Origin of the sequence: Nocardiopsis yanglingensis, from assembly GCF_045809185.1 — a bacterium.
GTDB lineage: Bacteria > Pseudomonadota > Gammaproteobacteria > Xanthomonadales > Xanthomonadaceae > Stenotrophomonas > Stenotrophomonas yanglingensis.
Map to the genome: position 1 here is coordinate 322,049 of NZ_JBJNRH010000002.1, position 15,733 is coordinate 337,781.

16 protein-coding genes are annotated in these 15,733 nt (G+C 67.7%); 9 read left to right on the plus strand and 7 right to left on the minus strand.

Features of this window, described 5'->3' with window-relative positions; translation table 11 throughout:
- Positions 1–198 precede the first annotated feature (198 nt).
- From ACJ7C5_RS04690 to ACJ7C5_RS04710, 5 genes are all read left to right on the plus strand, one after another.
- Positions 199–837 (plus strand): PepSY-associated TM helix domain-containing protein, encoded by a 639-nt coding sequence (locus ACJ7C5_RS04690; RefSeq protein ID WP_412703201.1) that lies wholly within the window; start codon positions 199–201, stop codon positions 835–837.
- A gap of 26 nt (positions 838–863) precedes the next feature.
- Positions 864–1,382 (plus strand): DUF2271 domain-containing protein, encoded by a 519-nt coding sequence (locus tag ACJ7C5_RS04695; RefSeq protein WP_004147429.1) that lies wholly within the window; start codon positions 864–866, stop codon positions 1,380–1,382.
- 122 nt (positions 1,383–1,504) lie between these two features.
- Positions 1,505–2,308 carry a DUF4198 domain-containing protein gene (locus tag ACJ7C5_RS04700; RefSeq protein WP_412703202.1) on the plus strand — a complete coding sequence of 268 codons (804 nt, stop codon included), beginning with the start codon at positions 1,505–1,507 and terminating at the stop codon, positions 2,306–2,308.
- 52 nt (positions 2,309–2,360) lie between these two features.
- Positions 2,361–3,332 carry an FAD:protein FMN transferase gene (locus ACJ7C5_RS04705; protein ID WP_412703203.1) on the plus strand — a complete coding sequence of 324 codons (972 nt, stop codon included), beginning with the start codon at positions 2,361–2,363 and terminating at the stop codon, positions 3,330–3,332.
- The gene (locus ACJ7C5_RS04710) at positions 3,329–4,933 is read left to right on the plus strand and encodes a sulfite reductase subunit alpha (RefSeq protein ID WP_412703204.1); all 1,605 of its coding nucleotides are present in this window, start codon (positions 3,329–3,331) and stop codon (positions 4,931–4,933) included. Before ACJ7C5_RS04705 ends, ACJ7C5_RS04710 begins: the two co-directional genes overlap by 4 nt.
- Before the next feature lie 219 nt (positions 4,934–5,152).
- Here ACJ7C5_RS04710 and ACJ7C5_RS04715 read toward each other — a convergent pair whose 3' ends face one another.
- The 4 genes from ACJ7C5_RS04715 to ACJ7C5_RS04730 all read right to left on the minus strand — a co-directional run bounded on the left by ACJ7C5_RS04715 (position 5,153) and on the right by ACJ7C5_RS04730 (position 8,285).
- Positions 5,153–5,761 (minus strand): HutD/Ves family protein, encoded by a 609-nt coding sequence (locus ACJ7C5_RS04715; RefSeq protein WP_412703205.1) that lies wholly within the window; start codon positions 5,759–5,761, stop codon positions 5,153–5,155.
- Positions 5,762–5,795: 34 nt separating this feature from the next.
- Complete coding sequence (locus ACJ7C5_RS04720; protein WP_412703206.1) at positions 5,796–6,521, minus strand: murein L,D-transpeptidase catalytic domain family protein; 726 nt, start codon at positions 6,519–6,521, stop codon at positions 5,796–5,798.
- 17 nt (positions 6,522–6,538) lie between these two features.
- Entirely contained in the window at positions 6,539–7,624 is a 1,086-nt protein-coding gene (locus ACJ7C5_RS04725; protein WP_412703207.1) for a L,D-transpeptidase, read from the minus strand.
- Between the two features lie 352 nt (positions 7,625–7,976).
- The gene (locus tag ACJ7C5_RS04730) at positions 7,977–8,285 is read right to left on the minus strand and encodes a ComEA family DNA-binding protein (RefSeq protein ID WP_153856456.1); all 309 of its coding nucleotides are present in this window, start codon (positions 8,283–8,285) and stop codon (positions 7,977–7,979) included.
- Between the two features lie 199 nt (positions 8,286–8,484).
- Here ACJ7C5_RS04730 and ACJ7C5_RS04735 point away from each other — a divergent pair, with 199 nt between their 5' ends.
- The 4 genes from ACJ7C5_RS04735 to murU all read left to right on the plus strand — a co-directional run bounded on the left by ACJ7C5_RS04735 (position 8,485) and on the right by murU (position 12,133).
- Positions 8,485–9,996 carry a M20 family metallopeptidase gene (locus tag ACJ7C5_RS04735; protein ID WP_412703208.1) on the plus strand — a complete coding sequence of 504 codons (1,512 nt, stop codon included), beginning with the start codon at positions 8,485–8,487 and terminating at the stop codon, positions 9,994–9,996.
- A gap of 70 nt (positions 9,997–10,066) precedes the next feature.
- Complete coding sequence (locus ACJ7C5_RS04740; protein ID WP_088024918.1) at positions 10,067–10,336, plus strand: GlsB/YeaQ/YmgE family stress response membrane protein; 270 nt, start codon at positions 10,067–10,069, stop codon at positions 10,334–10,336.
- A gap of 64 nt (positions 10,337–10,400) precedes the next feature.
- Positions 10,401–11,426: an aminoglycoside phosphotransferase family protein gene (locus ACJ7C5_RS04745; RefSeq protein ID WP_412703209.1), complete on the plus strand. Its 1,026-nt coding sequence runs from the start codon at positions 10,401–10,403 to the stop codon at positions 11,424–11,426.
- Positions 11,423–12,133, plus strand: coding sequence for an N-acetylmuramate alpha-1-phosphate uridylyltransferase MurU (gene murU / locus ACJ7C5_RS04750; RefSeq protein WP_412703210.1), 711 nt, complete (start codon positions 11,423–11,425; stop codon positions 12,131–12,133). Before ACJ7C5_RS04745 ends, murU begins: the two co-directional genes overlap by 4 nt.
- A 521-nt stretch (positions 12,134–12,654) precedes the next feature.
- Here murU and hda read toward each other — a convergent pair.
- Genes hda through ACJ7C5_RS04765 form a run of 3 tightly spaced genes read right to left on the minus strand, consistent with a single transcriptional unit; the run spans position 12,655 to position 15,655 of the window.
- Positions 12,655–13,362: a DnaA regulatory inactivator Hda gene (gene hda / locus ACJ7C5_RS04755; protein ID WP_032130359.1), complete on the minus strand. Its 708-nt coding sequence runs from the start codon at positions 13,360–13,362 to the stop codon at positions 12,655–12,657.
- Positions 13,362–14,531 (minus strand): AI-2E family transporter, encoded by a 1,170-nt coding sequence (locus ACJ7C5_RS04760; RefSeq protein ID WP_097048724.1) that lies wholly within the window; start codon positions 14,529–14,531, stop codon positions 13,362–13,364. Before ACJ7C5_RS04760 ends, hda begins: the two co-directional genes overlap by 1 nt.
- Positions 14,528–15,655, minus strand: a complete 1,128-nt coding sequence (locus tag ACJ7C5_RS04765; protein ID WP_412703211.1) for a DUF2066 domain-containing protein — start codon at positions 15,653–15,655, stop codon at positions 14,528–14,530. Before ACJ7C5_RS04765 ends, ACJ7C5_RS04760 begins: the two co-directional genes overlap by 4 nt.
- Between the last annotated feature and the right edge of the window lie 78 nt (positions 15,656–15,733).

Here is a 15,733-nt window from a genome sequence, read left to right on the forward strand (position 1 = left end):
GCATTGCCCTGCCCGGGTGGGTGCCGACCTTGGTCGGCACCGCTCCATCCACGCATGGCGTGGATCCAGTGATCAACGTTAGTGCCGGCCGCTGGCCGCCGCCGGCACTCCTCCTCCAGGGATACAGAACGATACGCAATTGCGAGCTATTCTCATCAATGATGTAATGGGCAGTCCCCGTCCGCCTCGAACCGTGCCGTGAGCCGTCCTGCCTCTTCCACCGTGCAGCAGCAACAGAACCGTGGCTTCTGGCTGCGTACGCTGCACCAGTGGCACTGGATCAGCTCGGCGGTGTGCTTGATCGGCATGCTGCTGTTCGCGGTGACCGGCCTGACCCTCAACCATGCCGCGAAGATCGAGGCCAAGCCCGAGGTGCAGAGCCAGCATCTGGAACTGCCGGCCGCGCTGCTGGGCCAGCTGGGCACGCGCGAGGACGGCAACGCGCCGATTCCGCACCCGGCCCGGCAATGGCTGGACACGCAGCTGGGCATCGCCATCGGCGGGCGCCCGGCCGAGTGGTCGCCCGAAGAGATCTACCTGTCGCTGCCACGACCGGGGGGCGACGCCTGGTTGAGCATCGATCGCGAGACCGGCGCGGTGGAGTACGAATCAACCTCGCGCGGCGTGGTGTCCTACCTCAACGACCTGCACAAGGGCCGCAATGCCGGCCCGGCGTGGGGTTGGTTCCTGGACCTGTTCGCCGTGGCCTGCCTGGTGTTCTGCATCACCGGCCTGTTCCTGCTGCACCTGCATGCGCGGCAGCGGCGCATGACCTGGCCGCTGGTCGGCCTCGGCCTGATGATCCCGCTGCTGATCGCCCTGCTGCTGATCCACTGACTTTCCTTCGTTTCCGGAGCCGCCCCATGCGCGTCACCCTGACCATCGCCCTCAGCGGCCTGCTGGCCACCTCGCCGGCCTATGCCACCACCCTCGACATCAACGTCGAAGTGCCCAAGCTCAACGTGGCCGAATACCACCGCCCGTATGTGGCGGTGTGGCTGGAAGGCGCAGACCAGAAGGTCGCGGCCAACCTGTCGGTCTGGTACCAGCAGACCAGCAACAGCGAAGGCCATGGCACCAAGTGGCTGCCCGACCTGCGCCAGTGGTGGCGCAAGAGCGGGCGCACCCTGCAGGTGCCGGTGGACGGCGTGACCGGCCCGACCCGCCCGGCCGGCAAGCACGCACTGTCGTTCAACGACAAGCAGCCGGCACTGAAGCAGCTGGCCCCGGGCAACTACACCCTGGTGGTGGAAGCGGTGCGCGAAGTCGGCGGCCGCGAACTGCTGAAAATCCCCTTCACCTGGCCGGCCACCGCCGCACAGAACGGCAAGGCACAGGGCGCCACCGAACTGGGCCAGGTCACCCTCGCCGTCAAACCTTAACCGCCTGACCCGGGGTCGGATCCCTTCCGCAGGAAGAGCTCTGACCCCATCGCCCTATCCCCCGGGGTCAGAGCCCTTTCCGATGGAAAGGGATCCGACCCCTTCCAACTGGAGTCTTCCGCATGAAGCGCACGCTCGTCCTCGCCGCCGCTCTGGCCGCTGCCCTTCCCTTCTCCGCCCTGGCCCACAAGGCCTGGCTGCTGCCCTCGCAGACCGTGATCGCCGGCAACGCGCCGTGGATCACCGTCGACGGTGCGGTCTCCAACGACCTGTTCTACTTCAACCATGTACCGCTGCGCCTGGAATCGCTGGTGATCACCGCGCCCGACGGCAGCACCGTGCAGCCGCAGAACGCGTCCACCGGCAAGTACCGCAGCGTGTTCGATGTCGAGCTGAAGCAGCCCGGCACCTACCGCCTTGCCTCGGTCAATGACGGCCTGTTCGCCACCTACGAGCAGAACGGCGAGCGCAAGCGCTGGCGCGGCAGCGTGGCTACTTTCGGTGAACTGCCGAAGGACGCGAAGAAGCTGGAAGTGAGCCAGTCGGTCGGTCGCGTGGAGACCTTCGTCACCAACGGCGCGCCGAACGACACCGCGCTGAAGCCGACCAACCGTGGCATCGAGCTGGTCGCCGTCGGCCACCCGAATGATCTGTTCGCTGGCGAGGAAGCCACCTTCCGCGTGCTGGTCGATGGCAAGCCGACCGCCGGCCTGGAGTTCGAGATCGTGCGTGGCGCCACCCGCTACCGCAACGCGCAGGACGAGCTGAAGCTGACCAGCGACGCCAAGGGCGAGATCAAGGTGACCTGGCCGGAAGCCGGCATGTACTGGCTGGAAACCGGTACCGAGGACAACAAGACGTCGGTGAAGCAGGCCGCCAAGCGCCGCCTGAGCTACGTCGCCACGCTGGAAGTGCTGCCGCAGTAATGTGGACCGCGATGCCGGGCATTCCCCGGCATCGCCGCCGCAACGCATCACCATGACCGATTCCCTGCTCGACATCGCCCGCCTCGGTGGCACCACCATGGGCACCACCTGGAGTGTGTCGCTGGTCGCGTCGCGCCAGCGCGACCTGCACCCGCTGCACGCCGGCATCCAGGCGCGACTGGGTGAGGTGGTCGCGCAGATGAGCACCTGGGAGCGCGGTTCGGATCTGAGCCGCTACAACCGCGCCGACGCTGGCCAATGGTGCGTGCTGCCGGCCGAGACCCGCCACGTTCTGGCCTGCGCACAGGCCATCGCTTCCGCCAGTGGCGGCGCCTTCGATCCCACCATCGGTCCGCTGGTTGCACTGTGGGGCTTCGGTGCACATGCCGGTGAACGCCGCCAGCCCGACGACGCTACCCTGCAGGCCACGCGTGATCGCTGCGGTTGGCAGCGCCTGCAGTGGCAGGACGATGCGCTGCTGCAACCGGGCGGACTGGAACTGGATCTCTCTGCGATCGCCAAGGGCTTCGGCGTCGATCACGTGGCCGCCTGGTTACGTGGACAGGGCATTGCTGCAGCGCTGATCGAAGTCGGCGGCGAACTGGCCGGCTACGGCCGGAAACCGGACGGCCAACCGTGGCGCGTGCTGGTGGAATCCGCACCAGAAGAAGACGCGCACACCGACACTCCGCCACGCGTGCTCGCACTGGATGGCAAGGCGGTGGCCACCTCCGGCGATCGCTGGCACCAGTACCAGGCCGATGGCGAGGCCTACAGTCACAGCCTGGACCCGCGCTCCGGCAGACCGGTGCGGCAGGTTGCAGCGGCGGTCACGGTGGTGGCCGACGACGCCATGCACGCCGATGCCTGGGCCACCGCACTGACCGTACTCGGTTGCGAACAGGGCATGGCACTGGCCGAGCGCGAAGGACTGGCCGCGCGCTACCTGCAACGCGCAGCGGATGGCCCCCGCGAATTCCTCAGCAGCGCCTTCCAGCGCCTGCTCGATGAGCAGGGCGCATGAGCACCCGTCCGTCGCGCGCGTGGCTCGGCAACGCGCTGGTGCTGTTCCTGCTGGCAGTGATCGGCTGGGCGCTGCTGCGACTCCATCTGGGCGAAGCCTGGTGGCAGGGCGCGCCGCCGGCGCGGCAATCGCAGATCGCAGTGGTCGCCACGGCGTTGTATGCGCTGGCCTGCGTGGCCCTGTGGTGGCGCGGGCGCCCGCGCGACGATGCCGCAACCGGTGACACGCCCCCGATCCTGCTGGTCTGGTCCAGCCAGACCGGCTTCGCGCGTGAGCTGGCCGAACGCAGCGCCGAGGCCCTGCGTGGTGCCGGCGTGCCAGTGCGCGTACGCGGACTGCATGAGGTCGACGCCGCGTTGCTGGCCGACAGCCAGCGCGCGCTGTTCATCGCCAGCACCACCGGCGAAGGTGATCCGCCCGACCACGCCCTGCCCTTCCTACGTGGGGTGATGGCCACGCCGCCCTCGCTGCAGCACCTGAAATACGGCGTGCTCGCACTGGGCGACCGCAGCTATGGCCATTTCTGCGGGTTCGGCCATCAGCTCGACCAATGGCTGCGCCAGCACGGCGCGCACCCGCTGTTCGATGCGATCGAAGTCGACAACGCCGATCCGGCGGCGCTGCGTCATTGGCAGCAGTTGCTGGGTCAACTCGGCGGTGGCGCCAGTGAACTACCCGACTGGAGTCCGGTCCAATATCAGCCGTGGACGCTGCTGCAGCGTCAGCATCTGAACCCGGGCAGCCCTGGCGGCCCGGTGTACTGGTTGCGTCTGCAGCCACCCGTTGGTGTTGATGTGCAATGGCAGGCCGGCGACATCGCCGAAATCGGCCCGCAGCATGCATCGCACACCGTGCGTGCCTGGCTGGACGCACAACGCTTCGATGCGGACACCGTGCTGGATGACGGGCAGACGTTGCTGGCACGCGTCGCGCGCTCGCACCTGCCCTCATTGGTTCCCCCGGGTGATCTTCCAGCGCTGCTGGCGACCCTGCAACCGCTGCCGCATCGCGAGTACTCGATCGCCTCGGTGATGGCCGACGGCGCGGTGGAGCTGCTGCTGCGCCGCCAACTGCGCGCCGATGGCACACCCGGCATCGGCAGCGGCTGGCTGTGCGACTACGCAGCCATCGGAGAAGCGGTGCAGCTGCGTCTGCGCCGCAACGACAATTTCCATGGCGTGGCCGCCGACGTGCCGCTGCTGCTGATCGGCAATGGCACCGGCATCGCCGGCCTGCGCGCGCACCTGCACGAACGTATCCGCAGTGGCGCACGTCGGACGTGGCTGCTGTTCGGTGAGCGCACCGCCGCGTACGACTTCCACTTCGGTGAAGAACTGCAGGCAATGCTGGCCGACGACACGCTGGCGCGGTTGGATGCAGTGTTCAGCCGCGACGGCGGCGCGCATCGCTATGTGCAGGACCGGCTGCTGGCCGAAGCGGCAACGCTGCGGCAGTGGGCGGATGAAGGCGCCACGATCCTGGTCTGCGGCAGCCTGCAGGGCATGGCGCCGGCGGTGGATGCGGTGATCGAGCAGGTGCTGGGTGTTGCGGGCAAGGAAGCACTGCTGCTGGCCGGCCGTTACCGGCGCGACGTGTATTGAGGTCGCCGCATCCACGCATGGCGTGGATCTACTGCTCCACTTCGGCGGATGCGAACCGCGTTCTGGTGGGTGCGAACCTTGGTTCGCACCGTGACGCGGTATCGGCGGCCGCATCCACGCACGGCGTGGATCTACTGAACAGCGTGTCCAGGCATGGTGGCAACCGCATTTGCAGTAGATCCACGCCATGCGTGGATAGTGCCAACCGGCGCCCAGGAATCATCCCTCCGCCGCACTCACCCGGATCGCCAGCAACTCGCCACCACCGGTGAGCGCATGCCGTTGCCGTTCGCCGGCCGCCAACCACGCGGTATCGCCGGCCCGTAGCGCCGGCAGGCCGCTGTCGGCACCGAACTCCGCCTGACCGGCCAGCAGATGCAGTGCCCAGGCCACGCCCGGTTCGCAGAAGAAGAACATGGCGCCCACCAGCGGCCGGTGCAGCAGTTCGGCCTGCAGCAGCTCGCGCTTCCACATCAGGTTGAAGTCGTGGGTGGTGCCATCGACCAGTTCACCGTGCAGGGTTTCCTCACCCGCAAACCGCACCCGTCCGTGTGGCGGCAGCACCTCGGCCACACGGCCATCGTCGAAGCGCAGGCGCACACCATTGCCCTGCAGCAGCACCAGTTCGCGCTCCACGCCGGGGAAGGTGGAGAACGCGGCGTCCTGCTCGATCTCGGCCACCGACAGGCGCAGCGCCCAGTCATCCCCCTGCGCAGGCAGGCGCAGGATCTCGCGGGTCCAGCCAAGTCCATTCCGCCAGCGTTCGCGGCGGTAATCCAGGCTTGAGATCACCTGGCTCGGAGTGTGCAGCAGGGAGTCGATGTTCATCCGCGCATTGCATCATGCCGCGCGCCGTCGTGCATCACCGCGTGGCGAGCGTGCCCTGGCCACCGCACTCGCCGGCCAGCAGCTGCGAGTGCTTCAGCCAATCCTGGTCGGGGTAGTAGGCAAACACCATCGTGCCGCCACGCAACGCATCGATCAGCGGCTTCGCCACCGACAGGCGCACCGCCGGACAGCCCAGGCTGCGACCGAGCCGCCCCTGCAGCTGCGCAATCGCCGGGTTCACGTACGGCGCACCATGGATGACGATCGCTCGATCGCGCGCGCGGTCGTTGAAGCCCGGTTCCAGCCCGGCCAGGCGCAGCGAATAGCCGTTGCCACCCATGTAGGTCTCCTGCGCGGTGAACGCGCCGAGACTGGACATGAAACTGCCATCGCGGTTGGAGAAGTGCTCGGTGCGGTTCTCGCCGCTGTTGCGGCCATGCGCCACCCATTCCTCGAACAGCAGGCGCTGGTGGGCCAGGTCGAACACCCACAGGCGCGGCTCGGTGGACGGGCGCGAGTAGTCGATCACGCTGAGGCGATCACCGTTGATGCCCAGCTCCGGCCGCTGCAACGCACAGCGCATGGCGTGCGCCGCCAGCTGCAACACGTGGCGGTCGGCCTTGGGCGCGCTGCGCGACAGCAGGGCAGCCAGATCATCGGCGCTGGTGGCAAGGGCGGGCGTCTGTGCCAGCGCCGGGGCGCTGGCCGAGGTCGCCAGCAGGCCGAACGCGGCCAGCCGGCACAGGCGGGATGCAGTCATGGGCACAACAGGGGGACTCAGTTGCCCTTGAGGGTGGACCCTGGCGGCTCGGATTCCAAGACCGGCTGCATTCCGGATTCAGCCGGGCTTGGGCGGACCGCCGGCAGCGAGGTCACCAGCAGGGTCGTGCCCGGAACCAGCACCTGGTACAGCTGGCGGGCGAAATCGGCCGGCAGCGCCATCGGCAGCGAGGGCGTGGCCAGCAGGTCCGGGGTGGCCTGCGCACGGTCCTGGCCCAGCAGCGGATAGGCCGTCCACTGGTGCAGGCGCTGGTTCACGTCCAGCGGGCTGGGGGTGTCGCTGTAGCCCTGCCCCATCACAAACAGGGTGGTGCCCTGGAATGCCGGCAGGGCATCGGCCTTCAGCGGCGACTCGCCGATCATCACGCCATCGCGCAGCACATACAGGCGCTGGTCATGCAGGCTGACCAGGATGCCGACCTGCCCGGCCGGCGCCGCGCTGTCGTTCCACCAGGCCTGCGCCGGCGCCCCGCCCTCGGTCTCCGGCAGGGCCTGGCCACGCGCGTTGACCGGCGCCAGCACCGACGGATAGGCCAGCGTCATCGGCGAGCTCTTGGCATCGGCCACGACCACGGTGTCGCCGCGCTGGGTTTCACTGAACAGCTTCTGCGCGAAAGCCTGCGGCAGCCGCACGCAGCCGTGCGAGGCCGGGTGCCCGGGCAGGCTGCCGCCATGCAGGGCGATGCCGTCCCAGGTCAGCCGCTGCATGTACGGCATCGGCGCGCTGTTGTAGAGGTTGGACTTGTGGTCCTTGTCCTTCTGCAGGATGGTGAACACACCGGTCGGCGTCTCGTGCCCGGCCTTGCCCGAGCTGATCGTGGTCAGGCCGATGGCAATGCCGTTGCGGTACACGTAGGCGCGCTGCTCATCGAGGCTGACCACCAGCACGATCGGGCCGGTCGGCGAGATTTCCGGATGCCACAGGTACTCGCCCGGCTTCAGGTCGGTCGGTCCGCGCACTTCGGCGGTGCTGGCTGCGGCAGCTGCAGGTTTGGCAGCCGACGTCGGCGCAGCGGCATGGGCCAGCAGCGGCAGGGCCAGTGCAAGGGCGAGCATCAGGGTCGTGGGGCGGTGCGGGAGCATCCAGCGGGGGTCCTTTCCATGCGGAGCGGCCACCGTACACCATCGGCCCGTGGTGGCCGCGGCAAAACCAGGCGCCGGAAATGAAACTGCCCGGCGACACAGCCATGTGTCGTACCGGGCAATCGTTACGTCCTTGTCGGCCTGCTGCCGCCCCCTCGCATCCTGCGCTGTGGGGGTAGCGTTGCATCCTGCACGCGGCCGCGTCTGTCCTGTTTGTATCTCAGCCCCTTCCACAGGTCTGTGATGCCACCATCCTGGTGATTGGTGCCGCGTCCTGCGGCGGTCGGTGGTCACGGCCTTCCTGTCCGTGACCGGTGAACCAGCCTCCTGCCGGTTCCGACGGTTCCTGCTGTCAGCGCCTCGGTACGGTCCGCACCGGTACCGATCCAGGTACCGGATCCGCCGGCAACAACCTGTTGCCTACGGTGATCCGCTGTCGATTCCGTTCGACGATTGCTTTCCCTATCCCCTTCACCTGCGTCAGGTCCTCGACGCGATGAAACGGGCCGTGTCTGCGCCGGTGCTCGACGATCGCCTCGGCCTTGGCGGCTCCGACCATCGTCAATCCCTGCTGCAGCGCCTGGGCATCGGCGCGGTTGATGTCGATCGGTTCGGCGGCATGCGCCCCAGCGATCCACACGACCAGCACCAGTGCCCTCAACACGACACTCCAAGGCACGACGTGTATCTCCTTGTGATTCTGGCCGTCCCGACCGGCAATCCCGTCGGTAGGAACAGTGTCCGTCACCACATGCACACAGCCTATCGGTTTCCTGGATTTCTAAAAGCCAGCCAAATACCCGACGTGATGTAGGAAAAACCCTACCCGCGGCACAGGCGTAGAATGGCCGGATCAGCCCATGCAACCGGAGTTTCAGATGGACAGCGCCAAGCTCGGCCAATTCGTCAATGACAAGTGGGACAGCGAAATCGTCCCGCAGCTGGTCGACTACATCCGCATTCCCAACAAGTCGCCGATGTTCGACGCCAATTGGGTGCAGAACGGCTACATGGAACAGGCGGTCACGCTGATGGAGAACTGGGCCAAGGCCCAGCAGCTGCCCGGCCTGAAGGTTGAAGTGGTGCGCCTGGAAGGCCGTACCCCGCTGATCTTCCTGGAAATTCCGGCTACCGGCGCCGAGACCGGCGACGACACCATCCTGCTCTACGGCCACCTGGACAAGCAGCCGGAAATGACCGGCTGGGACGACGACCTCGGCCCGTGGACCCCGGTCCTGCGCGGCGACAAGCTGTATGGCCGCGGCGGTGCGGACGACGGCTACGCCATCTTCGGCTCGCTGGCCGCGGTGCTGGCGCTGCAGGCCCAGGGCCTGCCGCATGCCCGCTGCGTGGTGCTGATCGAAGCCTGTGAAGAGTCGGGCAGCTACGACCTGCCGGCCTACGTCGACCACCTCGCCGACCGCATCGGCAAGCCGTCGTTGGTGGTGTGCCTGGATTCGGGCTGCGCCAACTACGACCAGCTGTGGTGCACCACCTCGCTGCGCGGCCTGACTGGCGGCAACTTCACCGTGAAGGTGCTCAACGAAGGCGTGCACTCCGGCGATGCCTCCGGCGTGGTGCCGTCCAGCTTCCGCCTGCTGCGCCAGCTGCTGTCGCGCATCGAGGACCAGGACACCGGCCGCATCCTGATCGACGGCATGAACGTTGAAATTCCGGCCGAGCGCCAGGAACAGGCCAAGCGTGCCGCCGAAGTGGTCGATACCGAGATCTTCGAGAAATTCCCGATGGTCGACGGCCTGCGTCCGATGAACGAGGACCTGACCGAGCTGGTGCTCAACCGCACGTGGCGCCCTGCGCTGTCGGTCACCGGCGTAGGTGGCATGCCGGCGCTGGAATCGGCCGGCAACGTGCTGCGTCCGCAGACCTCGGTGAAGCTGTCGCTGCGCCTGCCGCCGACCGCCGATGGCAAGACCTGCGGTGAGCTGCTGAAGGAAGCGCTGTTGCGCGATCCGCCGAACGGCGCCCACGTCACCCTGGACCTGGAAAAGGCCTCCACCGGCTGGAACGCGCCGGCCATGGCGCCATGGCTGACCCAGGCCATCGACGACGCCAGCCAGGCCTTCTTCGGCAAGCCGGCGATGTACATGGGCGAAGGCGGCTCGATCCCGTTCATGGGCATGCTGGGTGAGAAGTTCCCGGGCGCCCAGTTCATGATCACCGGCGTCCTCGGCCCGCACTCCAATGCACACGGCCCGAACGAGTTCCTGCACATCCCGATGGGCAAGAAGGTCACCGCCTGCGTGTCCAAGGTGATCAGCGAGCACTACGCCGCCAGCCTGCGCGGCGAGACCAGCGGTTCGCCGGTGGCTGCCGACAGTGGCACCCGCCACGGCGATCACGGCTGCTGCTGATTACGGCACATCGTGACGGACGCAGCCTGGCCTTGCTAGGCTGCGTCCACCCTTGGTGGAAATCGCGCGCATGAATGGTCTGTTCGGCAGCAGCAGCTGGCTCTACATCATCCTGGTCGGCTTCTTCGTTGGCCTGCTCGGGCGTTTCTTCATGCCCGGCAACAACCGCATGGGCTGCCTGCTGACCATCGTGCTGGGCATCCTTGGCGCGCTGCTGGCAGGCTGGTTCGGCCAGTACATGGGCTGGTATGCCGCTGGTGAACCGGCCGGTTTCTTCGGTGCGGTGGTGGGCGCTGTCGTCGTGCTGGCGATCCTGCGCCTGTTCAGCGGTCGCCGCTGAGCCTGCCCCTCCTTCCTTTCCTGTTGCCGACGTTGGCGCGCCCGGCGCGCCCGGATATGCCTGCATGACCGAACCCGCCTCCGATCCCCAGCGCAGCGCGCAGCGCCTGCAGTGGGCCCGTACCCAGCTCGATGATGCCAACGCCGTGGTCGAACGCGCCTCGGTCGATGCCGGCATGCGCAGCTACTGGCGCACCACCAGCACCCGTGGCAGCCACATCGTGATGGACGCCCCGCCGGGGCTGGAAGATCCGCGGCCGTGGCTGCGCATGCGCGGCCTGCTGCACGACCACTGCCTGCGCGTGCCCGTGCTGCTGGCGCAGGACCTCGATGCTGGGTTCCTGCTGCTGGAAGATCTCGGCGGCCCGACCCTGGCGAAGATCCTCGACGAGCGCAACGCTGACGAATGGTTCGGCCGTTCGATCGAACAGCTGCTGCGCCTGCAGGCGATCCCGGTGCCGGCCGACTTCGGCCAGTTCGGCGAAGCACTGCTGCAGCGCGATGCCGGCCTGTTCGACGAATGGTTCCTGCAGCGCCACCTGAACCTGGAACTGGACTGCGGCGAGATTGAAGGGCTGCAGCTGGTGCACCGCAGGTTGATGGACAACGCGCTGGGCCAGGCCCAGCTGATGACCCATCGCGACTACATGCCGCGCAATCTGATGCCGGTCGAGAATGGTCCGGCAGTGCTGGATTTCCAGGATCTGGTGCGCGGCCCGATCGCCTACGATGCGATGAGCCTGTTCAAGGACGCGTTCCTGAGCTGGCCGCTGCAGCGTGTGGACGAGTGGCTGGCGCAGTATCACGAGCGCGCCCGCAACGCCGGCCTGCCGGTGCCCGACCGTGCCACCTTCCTGCGCGATGCCGACTGGATGGGCATCCAGCGCCACGTGAAGATCCTCGGCCTGTTCTGCCGCCTGCGCTATCGCGACAACAAGGGCCATTACCTCGACGACGCGCCGCGCTTCATCACCTATCTGGATGAAGTGCTGCCGCGCTACCGCGAGCTGGCACCGCTGCAGCAACTGCTGGAAGACCGCATCAAACCGGCGCTGGCCGAACTGGCTGCACCGATGCGCGTGGCCCGATGAAGGCACTGATCTTTGCCGCCGGCCTCGGCGAGCGCATGCGCCCGCTGACCCTGCACACGCCCAAGCCGCTGCTGGAAGTGGCCGGCAAACCGCTGATCGTCTGGCACCTGGAACGCCTGGCCGCACTCGGCGTGCGCGAGGTGGTGATCAACACCGCATGGCTGGCCGAGCAGTTCCCGGCGACGCTGGGCGACGGCAACCAGTGGGGCTTGCGCCTGCATTTCATGTACGAAGGGCAGACCCCGCTGGAAACCGGCGGCGGCATCCTCAACGCATTGCCGGTGCTGGGCGACGCCCCGTTCCTGGTCGTGAACGGCGACATCTGGACCGATTTCGATTTCGCCACCCTGCCCCGCGAACCGCAGGGCCAGGCGCACCTGGTGCTGGTCGACAACCCCGCGCAGCACCCGGACGGCGACTACCGTCTCGATGCACAGGGCGTGCTGCACCACGACCGCGCAGGACCCTGCCTGACCTATGCCGGCATCGGCGTGTATCGCCCTTCCATCGTGGCCGACTGGCGCACGGTGATCGGTGATGCGCCGGGCAGCGAGCGGCTGCCGCCGAAGTTCTCGGTGGTGCCGCTGCAGAAGCATTTCATGGCGCAAGGGCTGATGACCGGGCAGCACCATCGCGGACGCTGGACCGATGTCGGGACCGTGGATCGCCTGCGCGCGCTGGATGTGGAGTTGGCGGCGAACGGCTGAGCCCCTCGTGGTTGGTCGCGTAGAGCGGATCGCGTGTTTGGCCGGGCGGGTGGGCCATGCAGGGGACGCTGCAAGTACGTCCCTGTAAGCTCGATGGCGCCATCCATGGCGCCAACGCCCCTGCATGGCCCACCCGCCCGGCCTCTGACAGTTTCCGTGGGCGTCCAGCCACGGAAGAAAGAAAGAAAAGCAAAAGCGGGTCGCTTCGCTGCGCTTGCTCTGGTGACGACCAACGGTCGTCACCCACCACAAGCAAGACACGTGTCGACCAAGGTCGACACCCACCAACAGCAGTGCAGTACGCAGTCCCGGCAGATCGCGGGAACCTGTCGAAGGCGGGGTGGCTCAGGTTGCGGGGGCGTGAGCGCCATGGATGGCGCGACCGAGGCTACATGGACGTACTTGCGCCGTCCCCCGCAACCTGAGCCACCCCGCCTCCCCTCAGGAAGCCAGCTTTTGACGTTGACGTTGACGTTGCTTCGGCGGGTGCAGGGCGCAGCCCTGCAAAGCAAACCCCACCCTCAGTAACGCGGCCGGCCTTCTTCCAGCACCTGGCGCAGGAACGGCACGGTGATCCGCCGCTTCGCCGCCAGCGACTCGCGGTCCAGCCAGTCCAGCAGCGTGATCAACCCACCCAGCTCGCGCCCGGTATGCGACAGCAGCCACTCGATGGACGCCTCGTCGATGGCGAGGCCGCGTCGCAGTGCACGCTCACGCAGCACCGCGGCCCGCCCTTCCTCGTCCAGCGGCTGCAGCAGCACGCGCACGCACTGGCCCAGCCGCGAACGCAGATCGGGCAGCACCAGGCCCAGTTCTTCCGGCGCCTTCTGCGCGGTGTACAGCACGGTCACGCCCGCAGCGCGCGCACGGTTGTGGAAATCGAACAGCGCGATCTCGTCCTCGCGGTTGCCGGCAACCTCGTCCAGGCCGTCCAGCGCCACCAGTTCGCGCGCTTCCAGCCCATCGAGCGCTGCACGTACACGGCCGGCGGCGCTGGCCAGCGGCACGTAGGTCGGCAGCCGCCCGGCCTGCTCGGCGCTGGAGCACATCGCCAGCGCCTGGTGGGTCTTGCCCGTGCCCGCCGCACCTTCCAGGTAGACCCAATCGTGGCTCGCGCCCACCGCGATCGCGCGCAGCTGCGCCAGCGCGCCATCCGGCGCGCCGATGAAGGTCTCCAGGCGCTGGTCCCGCGGGTAATGCAGGGCCAGCGGCAGTTGCGGCACACCCATCACTTCAGGTCGGGGCCCTTGTCGTTCGGAATGATGATATGGGGGGCATCGACCACGCCATCAAGCACGATCGCCGGCTTCTCACCCACGTACAGCTCGCTCTGGCGATAACGCTGGTGCGCGTAGCGCAGCAGCACGTTGGTCACCGCTGCCACCGGCAGCGCCAGCAGCATGCCGAGGAAGCCGAACAGCTGGCCGCCGGCCATCACCGCGAAGATCACTGCCACCGGGTGCAGGCCGATCTTGTCGCCGACAATCCGCGGGGTCAGCACGTAGCTTTCCAGCAGCTGGCCCACGGTGAACACCACACCGACCAGTATCAGCAGCTTCAGGTCGAAGCCCTGTGCCTGCACCAGCGCGGCCACGATGGCCATCAGGATGCCGGTGGTCGCGCCCAGGTAGGGAATGAAACTGATCAGGCCGGCAATCAGGCCGATCAGCAGGCCGAGCTTGAGGCCGACCAGCGACAGGCCGCCGGCATAGATCACGCCCAGCGCCAGCATCACCAGGAACTGGCCGCGGATGAACGCCCCCAGCACTTCGTTGGATTCACGCGCCAGCGCGCTGATGGTGCCGATCTGGTTGCGCGGGATCACCGACGCCACCCGCTCGACCAGCTTGTCCCAGTCACGCAGGAAGTAGAACGCCAGGATCGGCAGGAGCAGGATGTTGACCACCCAGGTCACCATCGCAAAGCCCGAGCGCGAGACGTAGCCCATGAACGTGGTGGCGAATCCGCCGGCCTGCTGCCAGTGGCTGCGCACCCATTCGATCAGGCGGTCCGGGTCCAGCCACTGCATCACTTCCAGGCCGGTCTTCTGCTCGAACCAGGGAATGCCCTTCTCCATCAGCCACGCCTGGGCCTGCGGCGCGACCGCGATCAAGGTGGTGATCTGGCGCTCGATCATCGGCACCAGCACCAGCAGCAGTGCCACGATCACCAGCACCATCGCCGCGAACACCAGCACCACGCCGGTCATGCGCGAGCGGCCGGTGGCCTCGATGCGGTCCACCAGCGGATCGCCCAGCCAGGCCAGCGCCAGCGCCAGCACGAACGGGGTCAGGATCGGCGCCAGCAGCCACACCACCCAGCCGATCATGCCGGCGAACAGGATGTACTTCAGGCGGCGCAGGAACTGCGCGATTTCCGCTTCCGGGGTCAGAGTCATCGCAAGCGGTACTCGTTGCTGACCGGGGGGGCCACCGGGGCACCGGTGGTGTCATCGATCGGCGTCGGCAGCGCCGGCAGCGGCGCACTCGGCACCAGCACGCCGTTGTCGCCCAGCATGCGGTTGAAGCCGGCCAGGCCGGTGGTCATCTCCAGACTCAGCTCCAGCTGGCCGGCCGAGGCATGCAGCGGGGTGACGTTGCGCACCACCGGCACCTCGCGCAGGCCGGCGGCCAGGCGCAGGTAGTCGTCGGCACTGTTGATGCCGGTGACCACCACCCGGTAGGTGCCGGCCTGGCCCACGGCCGCGCCGGCCTTGGCATAGCGCTTGACCAGCGCATCGGCGGCGCCATCGGCACCGGCCGCCATCGCGCGCATCGCGTTGGCGTCCTTGCTGGTCCACTTGTTCAGCTCGCGGCCGTTGTCGACGAACACCCAGTCCGCCTGCCAGCCGCCGTTGGCGCGGTACAGCTTGCCGATCAGCTGCATCGGCGGCGAGTAGCGCGAAGAGGCGCGGGCCACGGCGGCGCTGTCCTGGCGCCAGATGGCACCGGCCAGTGCCTGTTCGGCGGCACCACCGCTGGGCAGGCCCAGCTTGTAGCCGCGCTCGATGGCGCGGTTCAGCAATGGGCGCGCGGCGTTGGCCTGCTGCACGCTGACCAGGCGCGGACCGCTGCCGTCGTCGACGGCCAGCCACAGCACCGGCTTCGGTCGCGGCTGCGGCCACAAGGGCAGGCCCAGCGCCGACACCAGCGAATCAACGTCATCCTCGCGGAAGCGGGCGACGAGCAGCGTCCGGAAGCTTGGGGCACCGCCAGCGCCCACGCTCTGGTCCTGCTTGTAGTCGTAGCTGGCCACGTAATCCTTGGCATTACGCAGCGCCTGCGCCACGCCAGGGCGCGACATCACGCTGCGATCGCCGGACAATTTGCCCAGTACGACGCTCAAGGCGCGGGCCAGGGCGCCGTTGCGATCGGCTTCGGCTTGGCTGTTGACGGGCACTTCGGCCTCGTACGCACCACTGGCGGTGGCGACATCACCCTCGGTGCGAAGGCCGCTCTGGGCCATCGTGGCCACCGGCAGGCTCAGCGCAAGGAGCAGGGTCAGAATCAGGCTGCGGCGCATCAGGACATCCATTGGCTCGACGTATCCGGGGGAATTGTTGCCCGAATACGGCCTTTGCGCCAATGCGGCCTGTTAAAA

Bases quoted from the DNA above. Each gene is read 5' to 3' on its own strand.
- murU (WP_412703210.1), top strand. From the start codon at position 11,423: ATGAAGGCACTGATCTTTGCCGCCGGCCTCGGCGAGCGCATGCGCCCG.
- ACJ7C5_RS04705 (WP_412703203.1), top strand. From the start codon at position 2,361: ATGACCGATTCCCTGCTCGACATCGCCCGCCTCGGTGGCACCACCATG.
- ACJ7C5_RS04765 (WP_412703211.1), bottom strand. From the start codon at position 15,655: ATGCGCCGCAGCCTGATTCTGACCCTGCTCCTTGCGCTGAGCCTGCCG.
- ACJ7C5_RS04700 (WP_412703202.1), top strand. From the start codon at position 1,505: ATGAAGCGCACGCTCGTCCTCGCCGCCGCTCTGGCCGCTGCCCTTCCC.
- ACJ7C5_RS04715 (WP_412703205.1), bottom strand. From the start codon at position 5,761: ATGAACATCGACTCCCTGCTGCACACTCCGAGCCAGGTGATCTCAAGC.
- ACJ7C5_RS04710 (WP_412703204.1), top strand. From the start codon at position 3,329: ATGAGCACCCGTCCGTCGCGCGCGTGGCTCGGCAACGCGCTGGTGCTG.
- ACJ7C5_RS04695 (WP_004147429.1), top strand. From the start codon at position 864: ATGCGCGTCACCCTGACCATCGCCCTCAGCGGCCTGCTGGCCACCTCG.
- ACJ7C5_RS04740 (WP_088024918.1), top strand. From the start codon at position 10,067: ATGAATGGTCTGTTCGGCAGCAGCAGCTGGCTCTACATCATCCTGGTC.
- ACJ7C5_RS04720 (WP_412703206.1), bottom strand. From the start codon at position 6,521: ATGACTGCATCCCGCCTGTGCCGGCTGGCCGCGTTCGGCCTGCTGGCG.
- hda (WP_032130359.1), bottom strand. From the start codon at position 13,362: ATGGGTGTGCCGCAACTGCCGCTGGCCCTGCATTACCCGCGGGACCAG.
- ACJ7C5_RS04725 (WP_412703207.1), bottom strand. From the start codon at position 7,624: ATGCTCCCGCACCGCCCCACGACCCTGATGCTCGCCCTTGCACTGGCC.
- ACJ7C5_RS04745 (WP_412703209.1), top strand. From the start codon at position 10,401: ATGACCGAACCCGCCTCCGATCCCCAGCGCAGCGCGCAGCGCCTGCAG.
- ACJ7C5_RS04760 (WP_097048724.1), bottom strand. From the start codon at position 14,531: ATGACTCTGACCCCGGAAGCGGAAATCGCGCAGTTCCTGCGCCGCCTG.
- ACJ7C5_RS04735 (WP_412703208.1), top strand. From the start codon at position 8,485: ATGCAACCGGAGTTTCAGATGGACAGCGCCAAGCTCGGCCAATTCGTC.